The following is a 16,429-nucleotide window of genomic DNA, read 5'->3' as shown; positions in this document are numbered from 1 at the left end:
CGATGACTGCGCTCAACGCATGATGAGACCAGAAAACTACTGATTAACAAATGATGCATGCTCTGGATGCATATCGGAGCTGAAGTAAAGCCCCTAATTGCGGCGGGCCGATCGGCTTATGTGCAGTGCACAACGAAATTGTCGCTGTGGGCACCGCCCCGGTCCGGAATATGCGCTAAGGAAACACACCATGTTCGTCACCATGATTGCCGCCAAAATCCGCGCCTTCCTGCGCTATCGCGAGACGGTTCGCGAGCTGTCGCGTCTGACCAACCGTGAGCTCGMCGATCTTGGSCTGTCACGCTCGGAGATCCCCTTCATCGCCCGCTCGCACGCTGCGGCCTGAAGTCACTGAATAGAACCGCCGCGTCACCGGGCGCAGCGCGTTCCAGGTAGTTTCTCCYGGGGCTCATGATTCCCTCCCCTTGAGCTTCGGTCGAAGAGCGAATGCCCGCCTCACGGCGGGCATTTTGCATTTCAGGGCTGCTTTCACTTGAGCCGGAATCCGGCTGCGAACTCGTCCGAGCCGTGAAAGCCCGAGCTCAACCCCTCCTTGTCATCGGGGGCGACCTCGCCGCCACGAAATCCTGATTGGGGCAAGCTTTCCAATGGGCGAACGAAGCGGGAGGATGCCAGGCTCGAAGGCCCCCAAGCACGACATCAGCCACGCGGAGGCGAACGAGATCGCATCCGCGCAGTTTGCTATCGATTGCGAGATTGAACATCGCCAAATCGCGGATCCGGCCSTCATGCTGGAGCCGGGTGCGGRTGGCCCAAATGTGTCTCGGCTTCAGAGGCGGCCTGGGTCCAATAATGCGACCGGTGTTCCAAACCTGCCGCTGCCGTTGGCTTTGAGTTTCGACATGCATGGCAATTCCCCTTGGGGCGCCGCATCCGCAACTATCCTACCAATGATGTGGCTGCGCTGCTTCGAGCCATTCCGTTATGCGCGACTAGCTGCGTACGAGAAGCGCCAGGTTGAGAYCCAGCCGCAAAGCGGACGTTCCGCTGGGCGGGCTTCACTGTTGATGCCGGAGCGCGGCAGCCGTGGATGTTCTGGCTGCAGCGACGTAAAAGGCGCCCAGCTACAGAAGAGCGTTGGCCGTGCTCGCGCAGGCTCAGGGCTTCCGACCGATAGAAATCGAGGAACTACCATGAGTGAACGCAGCCAGCTTTGGAGGGCGCCTCTACAGGGCGGCGGCCGATGCAGATCGGCACCGATGACTTCCTGAATCTGTTCCGAGCTATGTGCGCCGAAGACCGAGAGGCAACGATCATCGCCTTTTCCCAGGCGATTAAAGAGTGCATCAGCCCCGGAGAGGCAGAAGCTTAACCGCTTCGTCCCGGGCTAAGGCGCCCGCTTAGGCGTAGAAACAGTCCAAAGGCAGCGCCTCGCCGCTTGGCGAACTCTGATTTCCACACGTCTCGGTCGTTCGGCGTCAGAAGCGCCGAGTTCCGGCCCGCGCCATTTGCAGACATTGGCGAGTTGCCCAGAAGCACACGTACGAGTGCGCTGGCCGGAGTTCTGACCGAAGCCGTGAGTAAGCGGCGTACAGCGGTTACGTGCCGATGACGCGCACTCATGCTGGAACCGACCAACCCGATCGAGGCGCAACAATTCCGCTACGCCGTGACAATGCCTGCTGGAGGCTTGAGTCGCACGCGCCTTATGAGAACGACTCCATTGACATGATTAAATATCATGTCAATGGAGTCAGATGCCTGACTTCCCATCCCTGAACGGTCTGCGCAGCTTCGAGGCGACGGCGCGTCTCGGCAGTATGACACGCGCGGCATCGGAACTCGGCGTCACGCAAAGCGCCGTCAGCCGCGCCTTGTCCTTGCTGCAGGCGGAACTTGGCTTTCCGCTGTTCCTGCGCACCAAGCCGTCAATCCAGCTGACGTCGAGCGGCGAAGCGATCTTCGTCGAGTTGCGCCACTCATTCGATCGGATGCGGACGCTGCTCGCGCGCCTTCGCCAAGATCAGAACGCATACGGATTGACCATCAACGTGCTGCCGACCTTCGCGCTGCGCTTCCTGATTCCGCGCCTGCCGGCATTCAAGGCGCAGCATCCGGACATGCAGGTCGACATCGTCGTCGGTGAGCAGGCGATCGATTTCGCCCTCGACGCCGTTGATGTCGGCATCCGCTATGGAAATGGCGACTGGCCGGGCGTCAAAACCTATCGGATACTGGACGAAGAACTGGTGATTGTCTGCGCGCCGCGGCTGCTCGAGGGCCGCACGGCGATCGATCCCGGGGCGCTTCGCCCCGAACAGCTCATTCGCCACACTACCCGGATCGAGGCCTGGCCTGAATGGTTCGAGAACCTTCATCTGCCGACGCCCACGCCTGCTGGCCTCGGCTTCGAGCATTTCTTCATGGTGATCGAGGCGGCCGTGGTCGGCATCGGCTTTGCCCTGCTGCCGCGGTTCCTGATTCGGCGGGAGTTGGAGAACGGCGACCTCGTTATCGCGTCACCCCATATCCTGCGCCGCGAGCAAGGCTACTTCTTCATGTGCAGCCCGCTGCGCCGGTCCGAACCGAAAATCCTCGCCTTCCGGCGCTGGCTTCAGGGCGAGCTGGCAGCCCTAACGGCAGAAGGGCGTCCTCTTGAAATGTGAAAAATTCTCATGATAGTCATGTCCGCCGCCTGGATCTGTCCGACAATCAGACCGGCGCGCCGGGGTCGCCGCATGCCATCAACCAAAGTCCGCGCGCCATGACGTCGTCGCCCGCGCATATCGCGTTCATCACCTCGCCGCTGGAGAGCGAGCATGTCGAGCGCATGCGCGCGGCGGCACCCGCCGGCGTCGACATCATCTTCGCGCCCGATCTGCTGCCAATGACGCGCTATGTCGGCGATCACAAGGGACGCGACAGCTTCCGGCGTACCGGGGCGCAGGAGCGCCGCTGGCGTGAGGCGCTCGGACGCGCGACGATCCTCTGGGATTTTCCAACCGGCGCGGAGGATGAGCGAGGCCTTGCGCTCGCGCCGAACGTGCGCTGGGTGCAGACGACCAGCTCGGGGGTGGGACAGCAAGTCCATAGCTTCGGGCTTGCGCCGACCGACCTGATCGTGACCACGGCTCGCGGCGTCCATGCTGACGCGCTGGCGGAGTTCGCATTTCTCGTGATGCTTGGCCATGTGAAGGATCTGCCGCGCCTGCAGCGCGATCAGCAAGCACATCGCTGGGAGCGCTATTGCGGCGGAGAGCTCTCCGGCAAGACGGTTGCGATCGTCGGCGCCGGTAAGGTCGGCGCCCGCATCGCCGCACTCGCGCGTGCGTTCGACATGTCGGTGACAGCGGTCGTCAACAATCCGTCGCCAGCGCGGAGCGCCGAATTGTTCACGACGGATATCTACGGCCAGCCGGACCTGCACAAGGCGCTCGCCAGCGCGGACTATGTCGTTCTCTGCACGCCGCATACGCCGCAGACCGAACGCATGCTCGATCGCATGGCGTTCGCCGCGATGAAACCCGGCGCCGTTCTGATCAACATCGCGCGCGGCCAGGTTGTCGATGAGGCGGCGCTGATCGCGGCGTTGTCGAGCGGGCGGATCGCGTTCGCCGGCCTGGACGTCGCCGCGGTCGAACCGCTTCCGCCGGGATCGCCGCTCTGGTCGATGCCGAACGTGCTGATATCCCCGCACTCGGCCAGCACCGCGCCGAGCGAGAACGGCAAGATCGTCGACATCTTCATCGAGAATCTCGGCCACTACGTCGCCGGCCAGACGGAGAAGATGATCAACGTGCTCGACAAGGCGCGCATGTATTGAGCCAAAACCTGCCGCGGCCAACGGCGCGCGCAGGATGCGGCGAAGAGGAACGAGGGAGGAGAGCATGATGAAAGCCCGGTGCAAAAGCCTGCTTGCTGCGTCGATCGCCCTGGGCGCCGCGCTGTCGGTGCCTGCCGCCGCGCAGGAGGCCAAGCCGCAATATGGCGGCGAACTCGTGCTCGCTGGACAGCTCGACAAGACGATGTTCCCCGGCCGCAACACGGACGCCGGCGGCATGGACGTTTACTTGAACGCCTGCGAGACGCTGGTCGAGCTGACAGCCGATCGTCAGATCAAGCCAGTGCTGGCTGAGAGCTGGACAACGTCCGAAGACAAGAAGACCGTGACGTTCAAGCTGCGGCCGGGCGTGCAGTTCCACGACGGCACACCGTTTAACGCCGAGGCGGTCGCCTTCGTCTTCAACGAAGCACTCGCTAAGAAATTCCTTTATGTCAGCCTGCTCGAGGGATTGCAGAAAGTCGTCGCCGACAATGACGGTCAGGTGTCGTTCCAGATGTCGGCGCCGTCGGCAGCGCTTATTCCCAATCTCGCTTACCGCACGATGTGCATCTTTAGCCCGACTGCCTACAAGGCCAAGGGGGAGGAGGGCCTCGGCAGCAACATCATCGGCACAGGCCCCTTCATCAACACCGGATATGCGAAGGGCGAATACGCGCTCTTCAAGAAGAACGACAAGTACTGGCAGAAGGGCAAACCTTATCTCGACAGCATCCGCATCCTCTTCGTACCGGATGTGACGACGCGCCTCGCGATGCTGGAGAGCGGCGAGATCGACCGCGCCCCGGGCATTCCGAATTTCGACATTCAGCGGCTGGCCAAGGACAAGAGCATCGCGCTACGGACCATGCCGAGCCTGCAGCAGCATTATGTCGTCATCAACAATCTGGTGAAGCCGCTCGACGATCCCAAGGTGCGGCAGGCGCTCAACATCGCCGTCGACAAGGCCGGCATCGTGCAGTCCGTTTTCGCAGGCACCGGTGCCACGTTATCGCAGGCTCCGACATTATCGCCCGGCGTGTTCGGCTTCGCCGATATGCGCGAGCCCGGCAAGGACACGATCTTCCCGTTTGATCTCGCCAGGGCGCGGGCGATGCTGAAGGAGGCCGGATACGAGGATCGAAATGGCGACGGCTTCGTCGAGGACGCACAGGGCAAGACGCTGTCGCTCAAGCTTTATGGCCGGAAGGCTGGAACGGGCGACTACGAAATCGCGCAGCTCGTGAAGACGTTCCTCGAGAAGCTTGGCGTCAAGACCGAGCTCACGATCCTGGAGAGTGCGACGTTCAGCGCTGCGCTCTCTGTCGGTCCGAAGGATGCGAAATACGATCTCGCCGTATTGTCCTGGACCGTGCCGACGGCCGATCCAGACGAGCCGATGATGTATATGACGCATACAAAGGCGTGGAAGCCGGCCGGCGCCAATCGCATGTTCTTCTCCAATCCGGAGACGGACAGGCTGGCGGAGGCGGCGCATGTGGAGAGCGATCCCGCGAAGCGCGCCGAAATTGTGCGGCAATGGATGGCCGAACTTCTGAAGCTCGCGCCGGTCATCTACCTGCCGACGCTCAACCTGACCGACGCGACGCGCAGCTATGTGCATGGTGGCGTCTATCTGCCGTCGAATGTGTATGACGGGACCTTCGCCTGGATCGATCAAGCCGAGCGCAAGCGCCAGGGGATCAACCGCTGACGCTCATGAAAGCCGCTCTTCCTCCAATGCTCGCGCCGGCGGCGTGCCGGGAGCCTGACTGCGCATGATGAAGATGATCGCCAGCCGACTGGTCTTCATGATCGTTGCCGGGCTCCTTTTGTTGACGTTTCTGTTTTGCTTGTTCCATGCGATCCCCGGCGATCCCGCGCGCTTGATCGCCGGCGACAGCGCGCCGGAAGAGCTGGTCGCGAGCATCCGCACGGCCTACGGGCTCGATCAACCGCTTGGCGCGCAATATGTGGCCTACATGGGCAAGGTGCTGACGGGAGATTTCGGCGTTTCGAACTTCTCGCGTCAGCCTGTGCTCGCGATCGTCGGTCCGCGCCTGTTGAACACTGCTCTCCTGGCTGCCTGGGCGATGCTTTTCGCGACGACGATCAGCCTCGTCCTCGGCTCGCTCTCCGCCATGTACTGGAGCCGGCCGATCGACAGAGGCGTGTCGCTCGTCTCGCTCATCGGCATCTGTACGCCGATCTTCGTGTCGGGGATCGTCGCGATCTATTTTTTCGGGGTCTATCTGCGCTGGCTGCCGATCGGCGGCATGACCACCTGGCGTCACTACGTCATGCCGGTGTTGACGCTTGGTTTTGCGCAAGCGGCGGGCTTCACGCGCATGGTCCGCGCCTGCATGATCGATGCATTGCAGCGCGATTTCATCGTGACCGCGCGCTCCAAAGGCGTCCCCGAGCGCACGATCGTCTTCAAGCATGCACTGCGCAATGCATTGCTGCCGATCATCACCTTTTTCGGCCTTGGCCTCGGCAGCATGCTCGGCGGCGCCGCAGTCGCAGAATCGATCTTCAATTGGCCCGGCCTTGGCCGGCTCATGGTCGATTCGATCCTCACGCGCGATCTTCCACTGACCCAGGGCTGCATCTTCGTCTTCGCGATGATGTTCGTGCTGGTGAATCTGATCGTCGACCTGCTCTACCGCTGGGCGGATCCGAGGCTAGCCCATGATTGATCGGACAGCCTCGCCGCACCGGGCACGTGGCACATGAATCTGTTCAGGCACTATGCCCGCGATCGCGTCGGCCTTTTCTTCGGCGTGATCCTGGCCCTGTTCTACCTCGTCGCGATTCTCGCGCCGTGGATCGTTCCGTCCGACCCGCTGGAAACCAACCTGACGGCGGGGCTGTTGCCGCCATCCGCCAGTCATTGGTTCGGAACGGACCAGTTCGGGCGGGACACGCTGGCACGCGTGATCCTTGCGACGCGCGTGACTTTGCAGATCACGACGGCTGCGCTGCTGTTCTCGTTGCTGCTCGGCGTGCCGATCGGCATGGTCGTCGGCTATAGCGGAGGTCTCGCCGACGCGATCGTGATGCGCCTGACCGACATGATGCTGATCTTTCCGACGATCATGATCGCCATCGTGATCGTGGTCGTGGTTGGTCCGTCGGAAAGGGGCGTGGTGATCGCGCTTGGACTGTCGCAGCTCCCGAACTTCATCCGCATCGCGCGCAGCGCCGCTCTCTCTGTCCGACAGGAACTCTATATCGAGGCGGCGATCGCCGCTGGCGCAAGCTGGTCCGACATCCTGGTTCGACACGTGCTGCACAACATTTCCGCTCCGGTGATCGTCAAGGCGACCATCACGCTTCCCGGATTCGTGATCGGCGCGTCCTCGCTTAGCTATCTCGGCCTCGGCGTGCAGCCGCCGATGCCGGAATGGGGGCAGATGCTGAACGAGGCGAAGGGCTTCCTCACTCGCGCACCCTATCTGATTATCGGTCCCGCGCTCGCGCTATCCCTCTTCGTGCTCGCTGCGAACCTTGTCGGCGACAGCCTCAACGAGGCGCTTGATCCGAAGCTGCGCAGCCGCCGCCTTCTGCCGCTGGCGATGCTACGCCGACGCCAGGGCCAGAAGCCATGACCGCGCTTCTCGAGGCAAGGATTTGCGCGTCCAATTCGTGACGCCGTCAGTTCCACCCGCTGAATTCCAGTCATCAAGAGAGAAGTCGTCGCGTTCTGCGTCGCCCTCCCTGTCGTCAGAGCCGCTCGTCGAAATTTCTTCGGCTAGGAGCATATCCTTCGAGAGCAGGCCCGCATCCTCGAGCCCTTCCAGGTCGGGCAGGTCGCGCAGTCTGGCAAGACCGAACACCGGGCGGCCGCTGCCTGCAGCGCTGAGGCATCCTGCGACAACCTGCCAGCACTCTCCTCATCGATTCCAGGCACGCCGGCCTTACCCAATTGCAGACATTCCGAAGGTAGAGGCTGGGCCACTTTTGACCATCGGCCGGCGCGCCAACCGGGCAGCCCGTAAGCAGACTCCCTGGATGTCGGGAAAGGGCCAACTCCGACCACCCGACGCCGATCTCCATGGGTCTCAAATGGGTTGGGACTGCGCGTCGAGCAGATCCAGCCGGTGCTGGCGCCGAGCGGACAGGGTGAAGCGCGGCCTGACCAGCCCCAGCCGGACCTGATGCCAAAACCCGCCGGATCGCTCCGGCGGGTTTGCTGTGGCTGCGGACCGGATGTCAGACCCGGCGGACGTTCCAGAACAGGGGGGAGGAGGCCGTCAGGATGCCCTGCAGGTTGCGGCGATAGGCGGTCTTGGGGATGATCTGGCCGAGCGGCGCGACCGGCACGGTGGTGAGCGCGCTGCGCTGCACATCGTCCAGCAGCTTTTGCGCCTGGGCCTCGTCGGTGCTGGCCAGCCATTGCGCGGTCAGCGTCTCCATCTCCGGGCTGTCATGCCAGCCGAACCAGCCGGACGCGCCGGCGCCGCGGATATAGAGGTTCTCCGCCGGGTTGGTGACGGAGGAGCCCGGCCAGTTCGTGTGAAAAATGCTCCAGCCGCCGCGCTCCACCGGCTCCTTGGAGGTACGCCGCTGCACGACTGTGCCCCAGTCCATCGTCTGCACGTCGACATTCAGGCCGAGCTTCTTCAGCAGATCGGCCGTGATGTCGCCGAGCGGCGCGATCAGCGGATGATCGGCGGCGTGAAGCATGACGATCTTCTCGCCCTTGTAGCCGGAGGCCGCGATCGCGGCTCTGGCCGCCTTCAGATCGGGCGGCTGCTTCATGATCTCGGCGCCCAGTTCCTTCACCCCCGGCAACCCGCAGGGGAACATCGCCTGGCAGGTGCGGAAGCTGCCGGTATCGCCGGCCATCACCGTCTGCATGTAGTCGTCCTGCGTCACGGCCGAGAGAATGGCCCGCCGCAGCGCCGGATTGTTGAACGGCGCCTGCTGATGGTTGAACCGCATCCCGAGGATCAGCCCGTAAGGATCGAGCGTGCTGGTGGCGATCTCCTTGTTTGCGGTCAGCGTCGACATCAGGTCGGGCAGCGGGCGTTCCCACCAGTCGACTTCGCCGCGCTGCAGGGCGCCGCCCGCCGTCGCCGGGTCGGTGATGACATGCCATTCGACGCGGTCGAAATTCACGCGCTTGCCGCCCGACGTCCAGTTGGCCGGCTCCTGGCGCGGCACATAGCCCTCGAATTTCTCGTAGACCATCCGCGAGCCTGGCACGAACTCGTTAGCGACGAAGCGGAACGGCCCCGACCCCACCATCTCCTTGACCGGCGCCATCGGGTCGGAACTGGCGATCCGTTCCGGCATGATGAAGGCAGCGGACGAGTGCGGCTTGCCGAGCGCGCGCAGGAATTGCGGGAAGGGCCGCTTCAGCCGCACGCGGATCGTCTTGTCATCGACCGATTGCCAGTCGTCGACGACCGCGCCGAGCGCCTGGCCAAAACTGTCGCGCATGCTCCAGCGCTTCAGGCTGGCGACGCAGTCGCGCGCCCGCACCGGCTCGCCGTCATGGAATTTCAGGCCGTCGCGCAGCGTGATCTCGTAGGTCCTGCCATCGTCGGAGACCGTGGCGCCGGCCGCCATCTGCGGCTGCGGCCGCAACTGGTCGTCGACGGCAAAGAGATTGTCGAACACGCAATAGCCATGCGTGGTCGAGACCGCCGCCGTGGTCACGATCGGGTCGAGGATGGCGAGGTTGGTTTCCGGGATGAATTTCAGCGTGCGCGCCGCCGTGCCTTGGGCGATGGCCGGGCGGGCAAGCGTGGCGGCGCCGGCTGCGGCGATGAACTGACGTCTGTTGAACATGGCAGGTCCTACTCCGAGGCAGAAGGGGCGGGGACGACGTAGTCGACGGGTTCACCGAGCCAGCCATCGGCGCGGCGTTGCCAGTAGGCGGCGTGGATCCGGGCGGTGAACGGGCCCGGTCCGTTGCGGATGGCCCTGGTGCCGACCGAGGTGACCGGCAGCACGCCGCCGGCGGTCGTCGTCAGGAAGATCTCGTCGGCCTCGAGCAGCGCTGTTACGGGAACGTCGGTCGCCTCGACCGCCATGCCGAGATCGGCGCAAAGCTCCATCACGGTGCGCCGTGTCATGCCGTCGAGCATGCCGCTGCGCGGGGTCAGCAGCGTCTCGCCCCTGCGGATGAAGATATTGAAGCCCGGGCCTTCCAGGACATGGCCCTGGCCGTCGGTCAGCACGACGGTCTCTGCGCCATGGTCGAAGGCCTCGAGCAGGCCGAGCTCGAAATCGAGCCAGTGGTAGTGCTTGACCATCGGGTCGACGGAGTTCGCCGGCACGCGATGCCGGCTGCCGACATGGAGATGCAGGCCGCGCTGCTGCACCTCGGGCGTCGCGATCCAGACATAGGGGATGCAGAAGGCCTGGAAACGCTGGGTGCAGAGCCGGATGTCGCGGCTGCCGATCGGCGGCCGGCCGCGCGTCATGATGATCTGCACATAGGCGTTGTCGAAGCCGGCGGTCGCGATCAGGGCGTGGACCGCGCTGTGGATCTCCTCGCGGCTGAGCGGCGAGGTCATGCGCAGGCGCTCCAGCGAGCGCCAGAACCGATCGAGATGGTCGTCGAGGCGAAACAGCAGCCCGTCCCAGGCCGAGATCGTCTCCTGGCAGGCATCCGAGCGCAGAAAGCCCCAGTCGAGCAGCGGCAGGGTGGCTTCCGCCACCGGCACGATCCTGCCGTCGATCCAGGCCGTGCCTTCGGCGAAGCGCGGCTCGATCGGCGGGCGGTTGCGGCTGCGCGTCGGCGCCGGCCAGGAAAGCAGGGGGTCAGTCACGGCTCATCTCCATGAAAACGGGTTGCGCCTGGTCGTCGCAGGGCCAGAACGGGCGCTGCTTGACGTGCCAGTCGATGCTGGCGAGGTTCGGGTTCGTCGGGCCCGCGCCGCCGACCATGACCCAGGAGGTCCCGGCATCGAGCAGGGTGCGAAAATTCATCGGGTTCTTGAAAACCACGATCTTGCAGTCGCCGATGTCGATGCCCGCAGCCCGGTATTGCTCGTCCGCGTATTCGTAGGTCGCGTGGGTCGGCACGACGATGCGGAGCCGGCCGGCCCGGAGCACCGCGGTCGGCCCCATCTGGCCGGGCGTGCCGGCGCTAATGCCGGCCGAATAGGTGAAATGGCCGTCATGCAGGCTCTCGACCACCGCCTCGACCGCGACCGGCGGATGGAAGCGCGGGTCGAGCGCGGAGCCGATCGCGACGCGGATCGGCTGGCCGACGCCGAGCGCGAAGGCCTTTGCCGCTGCATTGGGATCGACGACCAGCACGGTCGCCTCCACATCGAGCCCGGCGCGCAGCAGGGCCGCCAGCACGGCCGGCGCGTCCCCGGGCGCGCCGCCGCCGACGCAGTCCGGCGCATCCGAGATCAGCACCCGCCCTGGTCGGGCGACGGCGTCACGGACGGCCTCGTCGGGAGACAGGCAGGGGATCTCGAAGGCGCGGCGACGGTCCCACATCGCCTGCACGATCTCGCCTGCGACGGCGGTGGCAGCTGCCGGATCGGCATCGGTCACCGCGACGCCCGCGATGCCGATACCGTCGATGTCGAGCCAGGGCTGGACCGGAAAATAGCTCGCGGCGAGCGCGCGCCCGTCCGCCTCGATCTGGCGCGCGAGCTGGCGCAGCTCCGCCATCGGCGCATCGCCATGGGTCGCGCCGCCGGCGACGGGCAGGAGCGCGTCGATGCGCCGGAGCCGGGTCACGGGCCGGATCCGGCCATGCAGTGCGCCCGCCAGCAGTTCGGCTGCACGCCGCCCGGTGCCATGGGCGTCGACATGGGGATAGGTTTCGTAGCCGACGAGAATGTCGGCATTCCCGGCCATGCGCGGCGTGACATGGGCGTGCAGGTCGAGGCTCACGGCAATCGGGATGCCGGGGCCGAGCGCCGCGCGCAGCGCCGCGAGCAGGGCGCCCTCGGGATCGCTCTCGCCCTCGCAGATCATCGCCCCGTGCAGGGCGAGGAAGACGCCGTCCACCGGCTCTCTCAGGATGCCGGCGACGATTGTCTCGAAGGTCTCGCGGTAGAAGGCGCCCTCGACGACGCCGCCGGAACCGCCATGGGCGACGAGGACGGGGAGGACCTCGAGCCCTTCCTTGCGCAGCGCCTCGAGCGCACCGGTGACGGCAAGGTCGCGGCCCTCGATCGCAGGCAGTACGGCTTCGCCTTCGACAAGGACCTTTCGGGCGAAGCTGTCGCGCCCGTTGATCTGCTGGGAGAGCGTGTTGCCCTCGAATTCAAAGCTGGCCAGTGCAACGCGCATGAACGTCCTTCCCCTTTTTCGTTTGATTGCCGGCAATGCTTGCGGTCAGGGTCGAAGCTGCTACCGACCCGCTCCTCGCGGTTTGGCTTCCCGCACGCGCTTTCCCTCACAGGCTCTTGGCGATGCGCGGATCGAGCGAGTCGCGCAGGCCGTCGCCGAGCAGGTTGACCGCCAGGACCGTGATCGAGAGAAAGATCGCGGGAAACAGCACGATATGCGGCCTGACCTGCCAGAGCGCCCGGCCTTCGGCCATGATGTTGCCCCAGGACGGCGTCGCAGGCGGGATGCCGGCCCCGATGAAGGACAGGATCGCCTCGATGATCATCGCGCTGGCGCAGATATAGGTCGCTTGCACCAGCATCGGCGCCATGGTGTTGGGGATGATGTGCCGGATGATGATCCGCGGCGCCCTGGCGCCGCTGGCGACGGCCGCCTCGACATAGGGCTGTTCACGCAGCGAGAGAACGACGCCGCGTACGAGTCTGGCAACGCGGGGAATTTCCGCCAGCGTGATCGCCAGGACGACATTGCCGACCGAGCCACGCGTCAGCGCCATCAGGGCGATGGCGAGCAGGATCGGCGGGATCGACATCATGCCGTCGATGGCGCGCATGATGACGCCATCGGCCTTGCGCACGAAGCCGGCGAGGACGCCGATCGCCAGGCCCGCCAGCGAGGCGAGCGCCGCGACCGCAAACCCGACGACGAGCGAGACGCGGGCGCCATAGACGACACGCGAATAGACGTCGCGCCCGAGCATGTCGGTGCCGAACCAGTATGCTTCCGAGGGCATCCGGGTCCGCCGTGCCGGCGAGATCTGGGTCGGGTCGACCGTCCAGAGCAGCGGCGCCAGCACGGCGATCGCGACCATGGCGAGAAGCAGCCCGCCGCCGACCGCGACGGACGGGTGCCGGCCGAGATAGCGCAGGAGACGCTGCAGCCGCGAAGGTCTCGCGAAGAGCCGGGTCCCGCCCGCCTCGGTGCCGGTGAGCGCGGTCAATAGCGTATCCTCGGGTCGACGATGGTGTAGGCGAGGTCGATCAGCAGGTTCACCAGCACGTAGACGAAGCTGAACATCAGGATGACGCCCTGGATCACCGGATAGTCGCGCTGCAGGATCGCATCGACCGTCAGCCGGCCGAGACCGGGAATGGCAAAGACGCTCTCGGTGACGACCGCGCCGCCGATCAGGAGCGCGATGCCGACGCCGATGACCGTGATCACCGGCACGGCGGCGTTCTTCAGCGCGTGCAGGAACAGGACGTTGCGATGGCTGACGCCCTTGGAGCGGGCGGTGCGGATGTAATCCTGCTGCAGCACTTCGAGCATCGTCGCCCGGGTGATGCGGGCGATCAGCGCGATATAGACGAAGCCGAGCGCCAGCGCAGGCAGGATCAAGTTGCGCAGCCAGGGCCAGACACCCTCCGCCAGCGGCGTGTAGCCCTGCACCGGCAGCCATTCGAGCTTGAGCGCGAAGACATAGGCGAGGAGATAGCCGACGACGAAGACCGGCACGGAAAAGCCCAGCACCGCAAAGGCCATCGCCGCCTTGTCGACGACGCTTCCCGCATTCCAGGCCGCGAGCACGCCCATCGGCACGGCGATCAGCACGGTGACGAGCAGCGTCAGCACCATCAGCGACAGCGTCGGCTCGATGCGCTGCGCGATCAGCAGCGTGACCGGCCGCGACGTGAAGATCGAGGTGCCGAGATCGCCCTGCACGACGCGCCAGGCCCATTCGCCGAAGCGGATCAGATAGGGCCGGTCGAGGCCGAGGCTCTGCCGGATGCGCTCGACCTCGGCCGGCGAGGCCTGGTCGCCGGCGATCACGGCGGCGGGATCGCCCGGCGCGATATAGAGCAGCGAGAAGACGAAGAGGGCGACGAAGGCCATCACCGGGATGGTCGCGACGATGCGCCTGATGATGAAGGAGAGCATCGGGGCTATTCGGCCGCGGCGCCGTAGGGGATGTTGCGCCCGCCGAAGCGGCGGACTCGGATATTGGCCTGTTCGGCATGGCCGACGAAGCCTTCCATGATGCACAGCCGCGAGCAGGCTTCGCCGATCAGGACCGAGGCCTCGTCGGTCAGGATGCGCTGATAGGTGCAGGTCTTCAGGAATTTCCCGACCCAGAGCCCGCCGGTATAGCGCGCCGCCTTCTTGGTCGGCAGCGTATGGTTCGTGCCGATGACCTTGTCGCCATAGGACACGGTGGTGCGCACGCCGAGGAAGAGCGAGCCGTAATTCTTCAGGCGATCCTGGAAATATTGCGGGTCCGCGGTCATCACCTGCACATGTTCCGACGCGATCCTGTCGGCTTCCTCCGCGAGTTCCTCCAGGCTGTCGCAGAGGATGACCTCGCCATAATCCTCCCAGGCCTGGCGGGCGATTTTTGCCGTCGGCAGGATCGCGAGCAGCCGCTCGATCTCGCGCATCGTCTCGCGCGCCAGCGCCTCGGAGGTGGTCAGCAGGATCGCCGGCGAATTGACGCCATGCTCGGCCTGTCCAAGCAGGTCGGTGGCGCAGATCTCGCCATCGACTGTCTCGTCGGCGATGATCAGCGTCTCCGTCGGGCCGGCGAAGAGATCGATGCCGATCCGCCCGAAGAGCAGGCGCTTGGCCTCGGCCACATAGGCGTTGCCGGGGCCGGCCAGCATGTCGACCGGCTTGATCGTCTCGGTACCGAACGCCATCGCCGCGATCGCCTGGACGCCGCCGAGGCAGTAGATTTCATCCGCGCCGGCCAGATGCTGGGCGGCGACGATCAAGGGGGCGGGCGCGCCATTGAAGGGCGGCGCGCAGGAGATGATGCGCTCGCAGCCCGCGACCTTGGCCGTGACGACCGACATATGCGCCGATGCCAGCAGCGGATATTTGCCGCCGGGCACATAGCAGCCGACATTCGCGATCGGGATGTTCTTGTGCCCGAGGATCACGCCCGGCAGCGTCTCGACCTCGATATCCCGGAGCGCCGCGCGCTGCGCTTGCGCGAAGTTGCGGACCTGCTCCTGGGCGAATGCGATGTCGTCGCGCTGCTGTGTCGTCAGCCCATCGACGCAGGCCCGGATTTCGGCGTCGCTCAGCCTGTAGGAGGCGCGGTCGAGCCCGTCGAACCGGGTGGCGAGCGCACGCACCGCCTTGTCGCCGCCGGTCTCGACCTGCGCCAAAAGCTCCTCCACCGCCTTGGTGAGAGCCTTGTCCTGAACCGCATCGTCAAACCGTGCCGCCGTCTTCAAGCGCCTGATCATCACTGCCTTCCACACCACATCTGAGCGCAAGTGTTCGGCGCTGCCGTGCCGGCTGACAATTTCGCAGTCGCTTGATTGCTGACGCGAAGTGACGCAGTGATCGCGTCATCATGCTGCTGATGCTTGGGGGGCGGGGAGGCTATGAGACCGGATGGGGTAGAACGATTTTCGGCGAACCTGAGGTTCCTCTGCGAGCGGCACAGCTCGATCACGGCGGTCTGCCAGAGGATCGGGCTCAACCGGCAGCAGTTCAACAAGTACCTCTCGGGCGTGCACCTGCCGTCGCCCGGCAATATCCGGCTGATCTCGCAGTTCTTCGGGCTGGGCACCGCCGTGCTCTTCGCCGACCCGGACGAGGTCCGGATGCTCGTCGACGGCAATTATTTTCCGGTGCTGGAACGGCTGCGCGGCTCGCGCCAGTTCGACGCCTTCATGAATGCAGCCGTACTCGGCGCCAAGCGGGAGACGCCCGATATCGCGGGGGTCTATGACCGCTACCAGTATTCATCGATCTACAAGGGCTCGATCATCCGCTCGCTGCTCTGCATCTACCGCAACGAGAACCTCTACCAGCATTGCTATCTCGAACGCTTTCCGAGCGCGGAAGCTCGGGGGAAGACGGATTACATCTTCAAATATCACGGTTTCACGGTGCCGCTGGCCGGGCGGATCTTCTTCTTCGATTTCGAGAGCGTGCAGAAGAACGAGCTGACGACGTCGATCCTGATGCCGGTTCAGCGCAGCAAGACCAAGTTCATGTTCGGCATCGCCAGCGGCATCGCGGCGACCATGCTGCGCGAGCCCTATGCGACCAGGACCGCCTTGCATTATCGCCGCGCCGGCCTGATCGGCAGGGCGGACATGGCCATCGCCACGACCTTGCAGCCCGACGACCCCTCGATCCCGCGCGATGTCCTGCACTATCTCGGCGATGGCAGCGACATGCTGCGGGTGAGCTGAGCTGCGCTGGTGCGGACTGGAACGGGGGGCTGAGAGTTCGGCCTGAACCGCAGCGCCTCGCTTGGAGCCCCGCGCAACTCACCTGAAGAGCTCAACATGGCTTCGAATGGTCGGACGACCCATTCGCTACGCCAGCTGCTGCTTGCAATGAAAGCCATGACGGAAGAGG

Annotated in this window: 14 protein-coding genes and 1 pseudogene; 8 read left to right on the top strand and 7 right to left on the bottom strand. The window is 64.9% G+C overall.

All coding sequences use genetic code 11. The annotated features are described in order from the left end of the window. The first annotated feature begins 190 nt into the window (after positions 1 to 190). Positions 191 to 346, top strand: a complete 156-nt coding sequence (locus AB4118_RS32705; protein WP_441493669.1) for a DUF1127 domain-containing protein — start codon at positions 191 to 193, stop codon at positions 344 to 346. Between the two features lie 301 nt (positions 347 to 647). Here AB4118_RS32705 and AB4118_RS32700 read toward each other — a convergent pair. Then, positions 648 to 869: pseudogene (locus AB4118_RS32700) on the bottom strand (integrase); the annotation flags it as partial. Between the two features lie 335 nt (positions 870 to 1,204). Here AB4118_RS32700 and AB4118_RS32695 point away from each other — a divergent pair. From AB4118_RS32695 to AB4118_RS32670, 6 genes are all read left to right on the top strand, one after another. Next, complete coding sequence (locus AB4118_RS32695) at positions 1,205 to 1,333, top strand: hypothetical protein (RefSeq protein ID WP_441493668.1); 129 nt, start codon at positions 1,205 to 1,207, stop codon at positions 1,331 to 1,333. Positions 1,334 to 1,718: 385 nt separating this feature from the next. Beyond that, positions 1,719 to 2,627 (top strand): LysR substrate-binding domain-containing protein, encoded by a 909-nt coding sequence (locus AB4118_RS32690; protein ID WP_441493667.1) that lies wholly within the window; start codon positions 1,719 to 1,721, stop codon positions 2,625 to 2,627. 98 nt (positions 2,628 to 2,725) lie between these two features. Further along, positions 2,726 to 3,784: a D-2-hydroxyacid dehydrogenase gene (locus AB4118_RS32685; RefSeq protein WP_441493666.1), complete on the top strand. Its 1,059-nt coding sequence runs from the start codon at positions 2,726 to 2,728 to the stop codon at positions 3,782 to 3,784. Positions 3,785 to 3,848: 64 nt separating this feature from the next. Beyond that, positions 3,849 to 5,495 carry an ABC transporter substrate-binding protein gene (locus tag AB4118_RS32680; RefSeq protein ID WP_441493665.1) on the top strand — a complete coding sequence of 549 codons (1,647 nt, stop codon included), beginning with the start codon at positions 3,849 to 3,851 and terminating at the stop codon, positions 5,493 to 5,495. 64 nt (positions 5,496 to 5,559) lie between these two features. After that, positions 5,560 to 6,480, top strand: a complete 921-nt coding sequence (locus AB4118_RS32675; RefSeq protein ID WP_441493664.1) for an ABC transporter permease — start codon at positions 5,560 to 5,562, stop codon at positions 6,478 to 6,480. Positions 6,481 to 6,513: 33 nt separating this feature from the next. Then, on the top strand, positions 6,514 to 7,392 hold the full coding sequence (locus AB4118_RS32670; RefSeq protein ID WP_441493663.1) for an ABC transporter permease: 879 nt from the start codon (positions 6,514 to 6,516) through the stop codon (positions 7,390 to 7,392). A 604-nt stretch (positions 7,393 to 7,996) separates the two neighbouring features. Here the strand turns inward: AB4118_RS32670 and AB4118_RS32665 are convergent. The 6 genes from AB4118_RS32665 to hisD form a co-directional block, all read right to left on the bottom strand. Then, positions 7,997 to 9,580: an ABC transporter substrate-binding protein gene (locus AB4118_RS32665; RefSeq protein ID WP_441493662.1), complete on the bottom strand. Its 1,584-nt coding sequence runs from the start codon at positions 9,578 to 9,580 to the stop codon at positions 7,997 to 7,999. An 8-nt stretch (positions 9,581 to 9,588) separates the two neighbouring features. Beyond that, positions 9,589 to 10,566, bottom strand: coding sequence for an aminotransferase class IV (locus AB4118_RS32660; protein ID WP_441493661.1), 978 nt, complete (start codon positions 10,564 to 10,566; stop codon positions 9,589 to 9,591). Then, positions 10,559 to 12,052 (bottom strand): M81 family metallopeptidase, encoded by a 1,494-nt coding sequence (locus AB4118_RS32655; RefSeq protein WP_441493660.1) that lies wholly within the window; start codon positions 12,050 to 12,052, stop codon positions 10,559 to 10,561. The genes AB4118_RS32660 and AB4118_RS32655 overlap by 8 nt, the downstream gene beginning before the upstream one ends. A 106-nt stretch (positions 12,053 to 12,158) precedes the next feature. Continuing rightward, entirely contained in the window at positions 12,159 to 13,052 is an 894-nt protein-coding gene (locus AB4118_RS32650) for an ABC transporter permease (RefSeq protein WP_441493659.1), read from the bottom strand. After that, on the bottom strand, positions 13,049 to 13,990 hold the full coding sequence (locus AB4118_RS32645; protein WP_441493658.1) for an ABC transporter permease: 942 nt from the start codon (positions 13,988 to 13,990) through the stop codon (positions 13,049 to 13,051). The genes AB4118_RS32650 and AB4118_RS32645 overlap by 4 nt, the downstream gene beginning before the upstream one ends. A gap of 5 nt (positions 13,991 to 13,995) precedes the next feature. After that, positions 13,996 to 15,300: a histidinol dehydrogenase gene (gene hisD, locus AB4118_RS32640; RefSeq protein WP_441493657.1), complete on the bottom strand. Its 1,305-nt coding sequence runs from the start codon at positions 15,298 to 15,300 to the stop codon at positions 13,996 to 13,998. A 141-nt stretch (positions 15,301 to 15,441) separates the two neighbouring features. Between hisD and AB4118_RS32635 the strand changes: the two genes are divergently transcribed. Continuing rightward, on the top strand, positions 15,442 to 16,260 hold the full coding sequence (locus AB4118_RS32635; RefSeq protein ID WP_441493656.1) for a helix-turn-helix domain-containing protein: 819 nt from the start codon (positions 15,442 to 15,444) through the stop codon (positions 16,258 to 16,260). Positions 16,261 to 16,429: the final 169 nt, after the last annotated feature.

This window comes from Allobosea sp. 2RAB26, assembly GCF_052115465.1.
In the GTDB taxonomy this organism is placed as follows: domain Bacteria; phylum Pseudomonadota; class Alphaproteobacteria; order Rhizobiales; family Beijerinckiaceae; genus Allobosea.
Note: the sequence above shows the minus strand (reverse complement) of the source record. Positions and strands in the feature narration are given on the sequence as shown.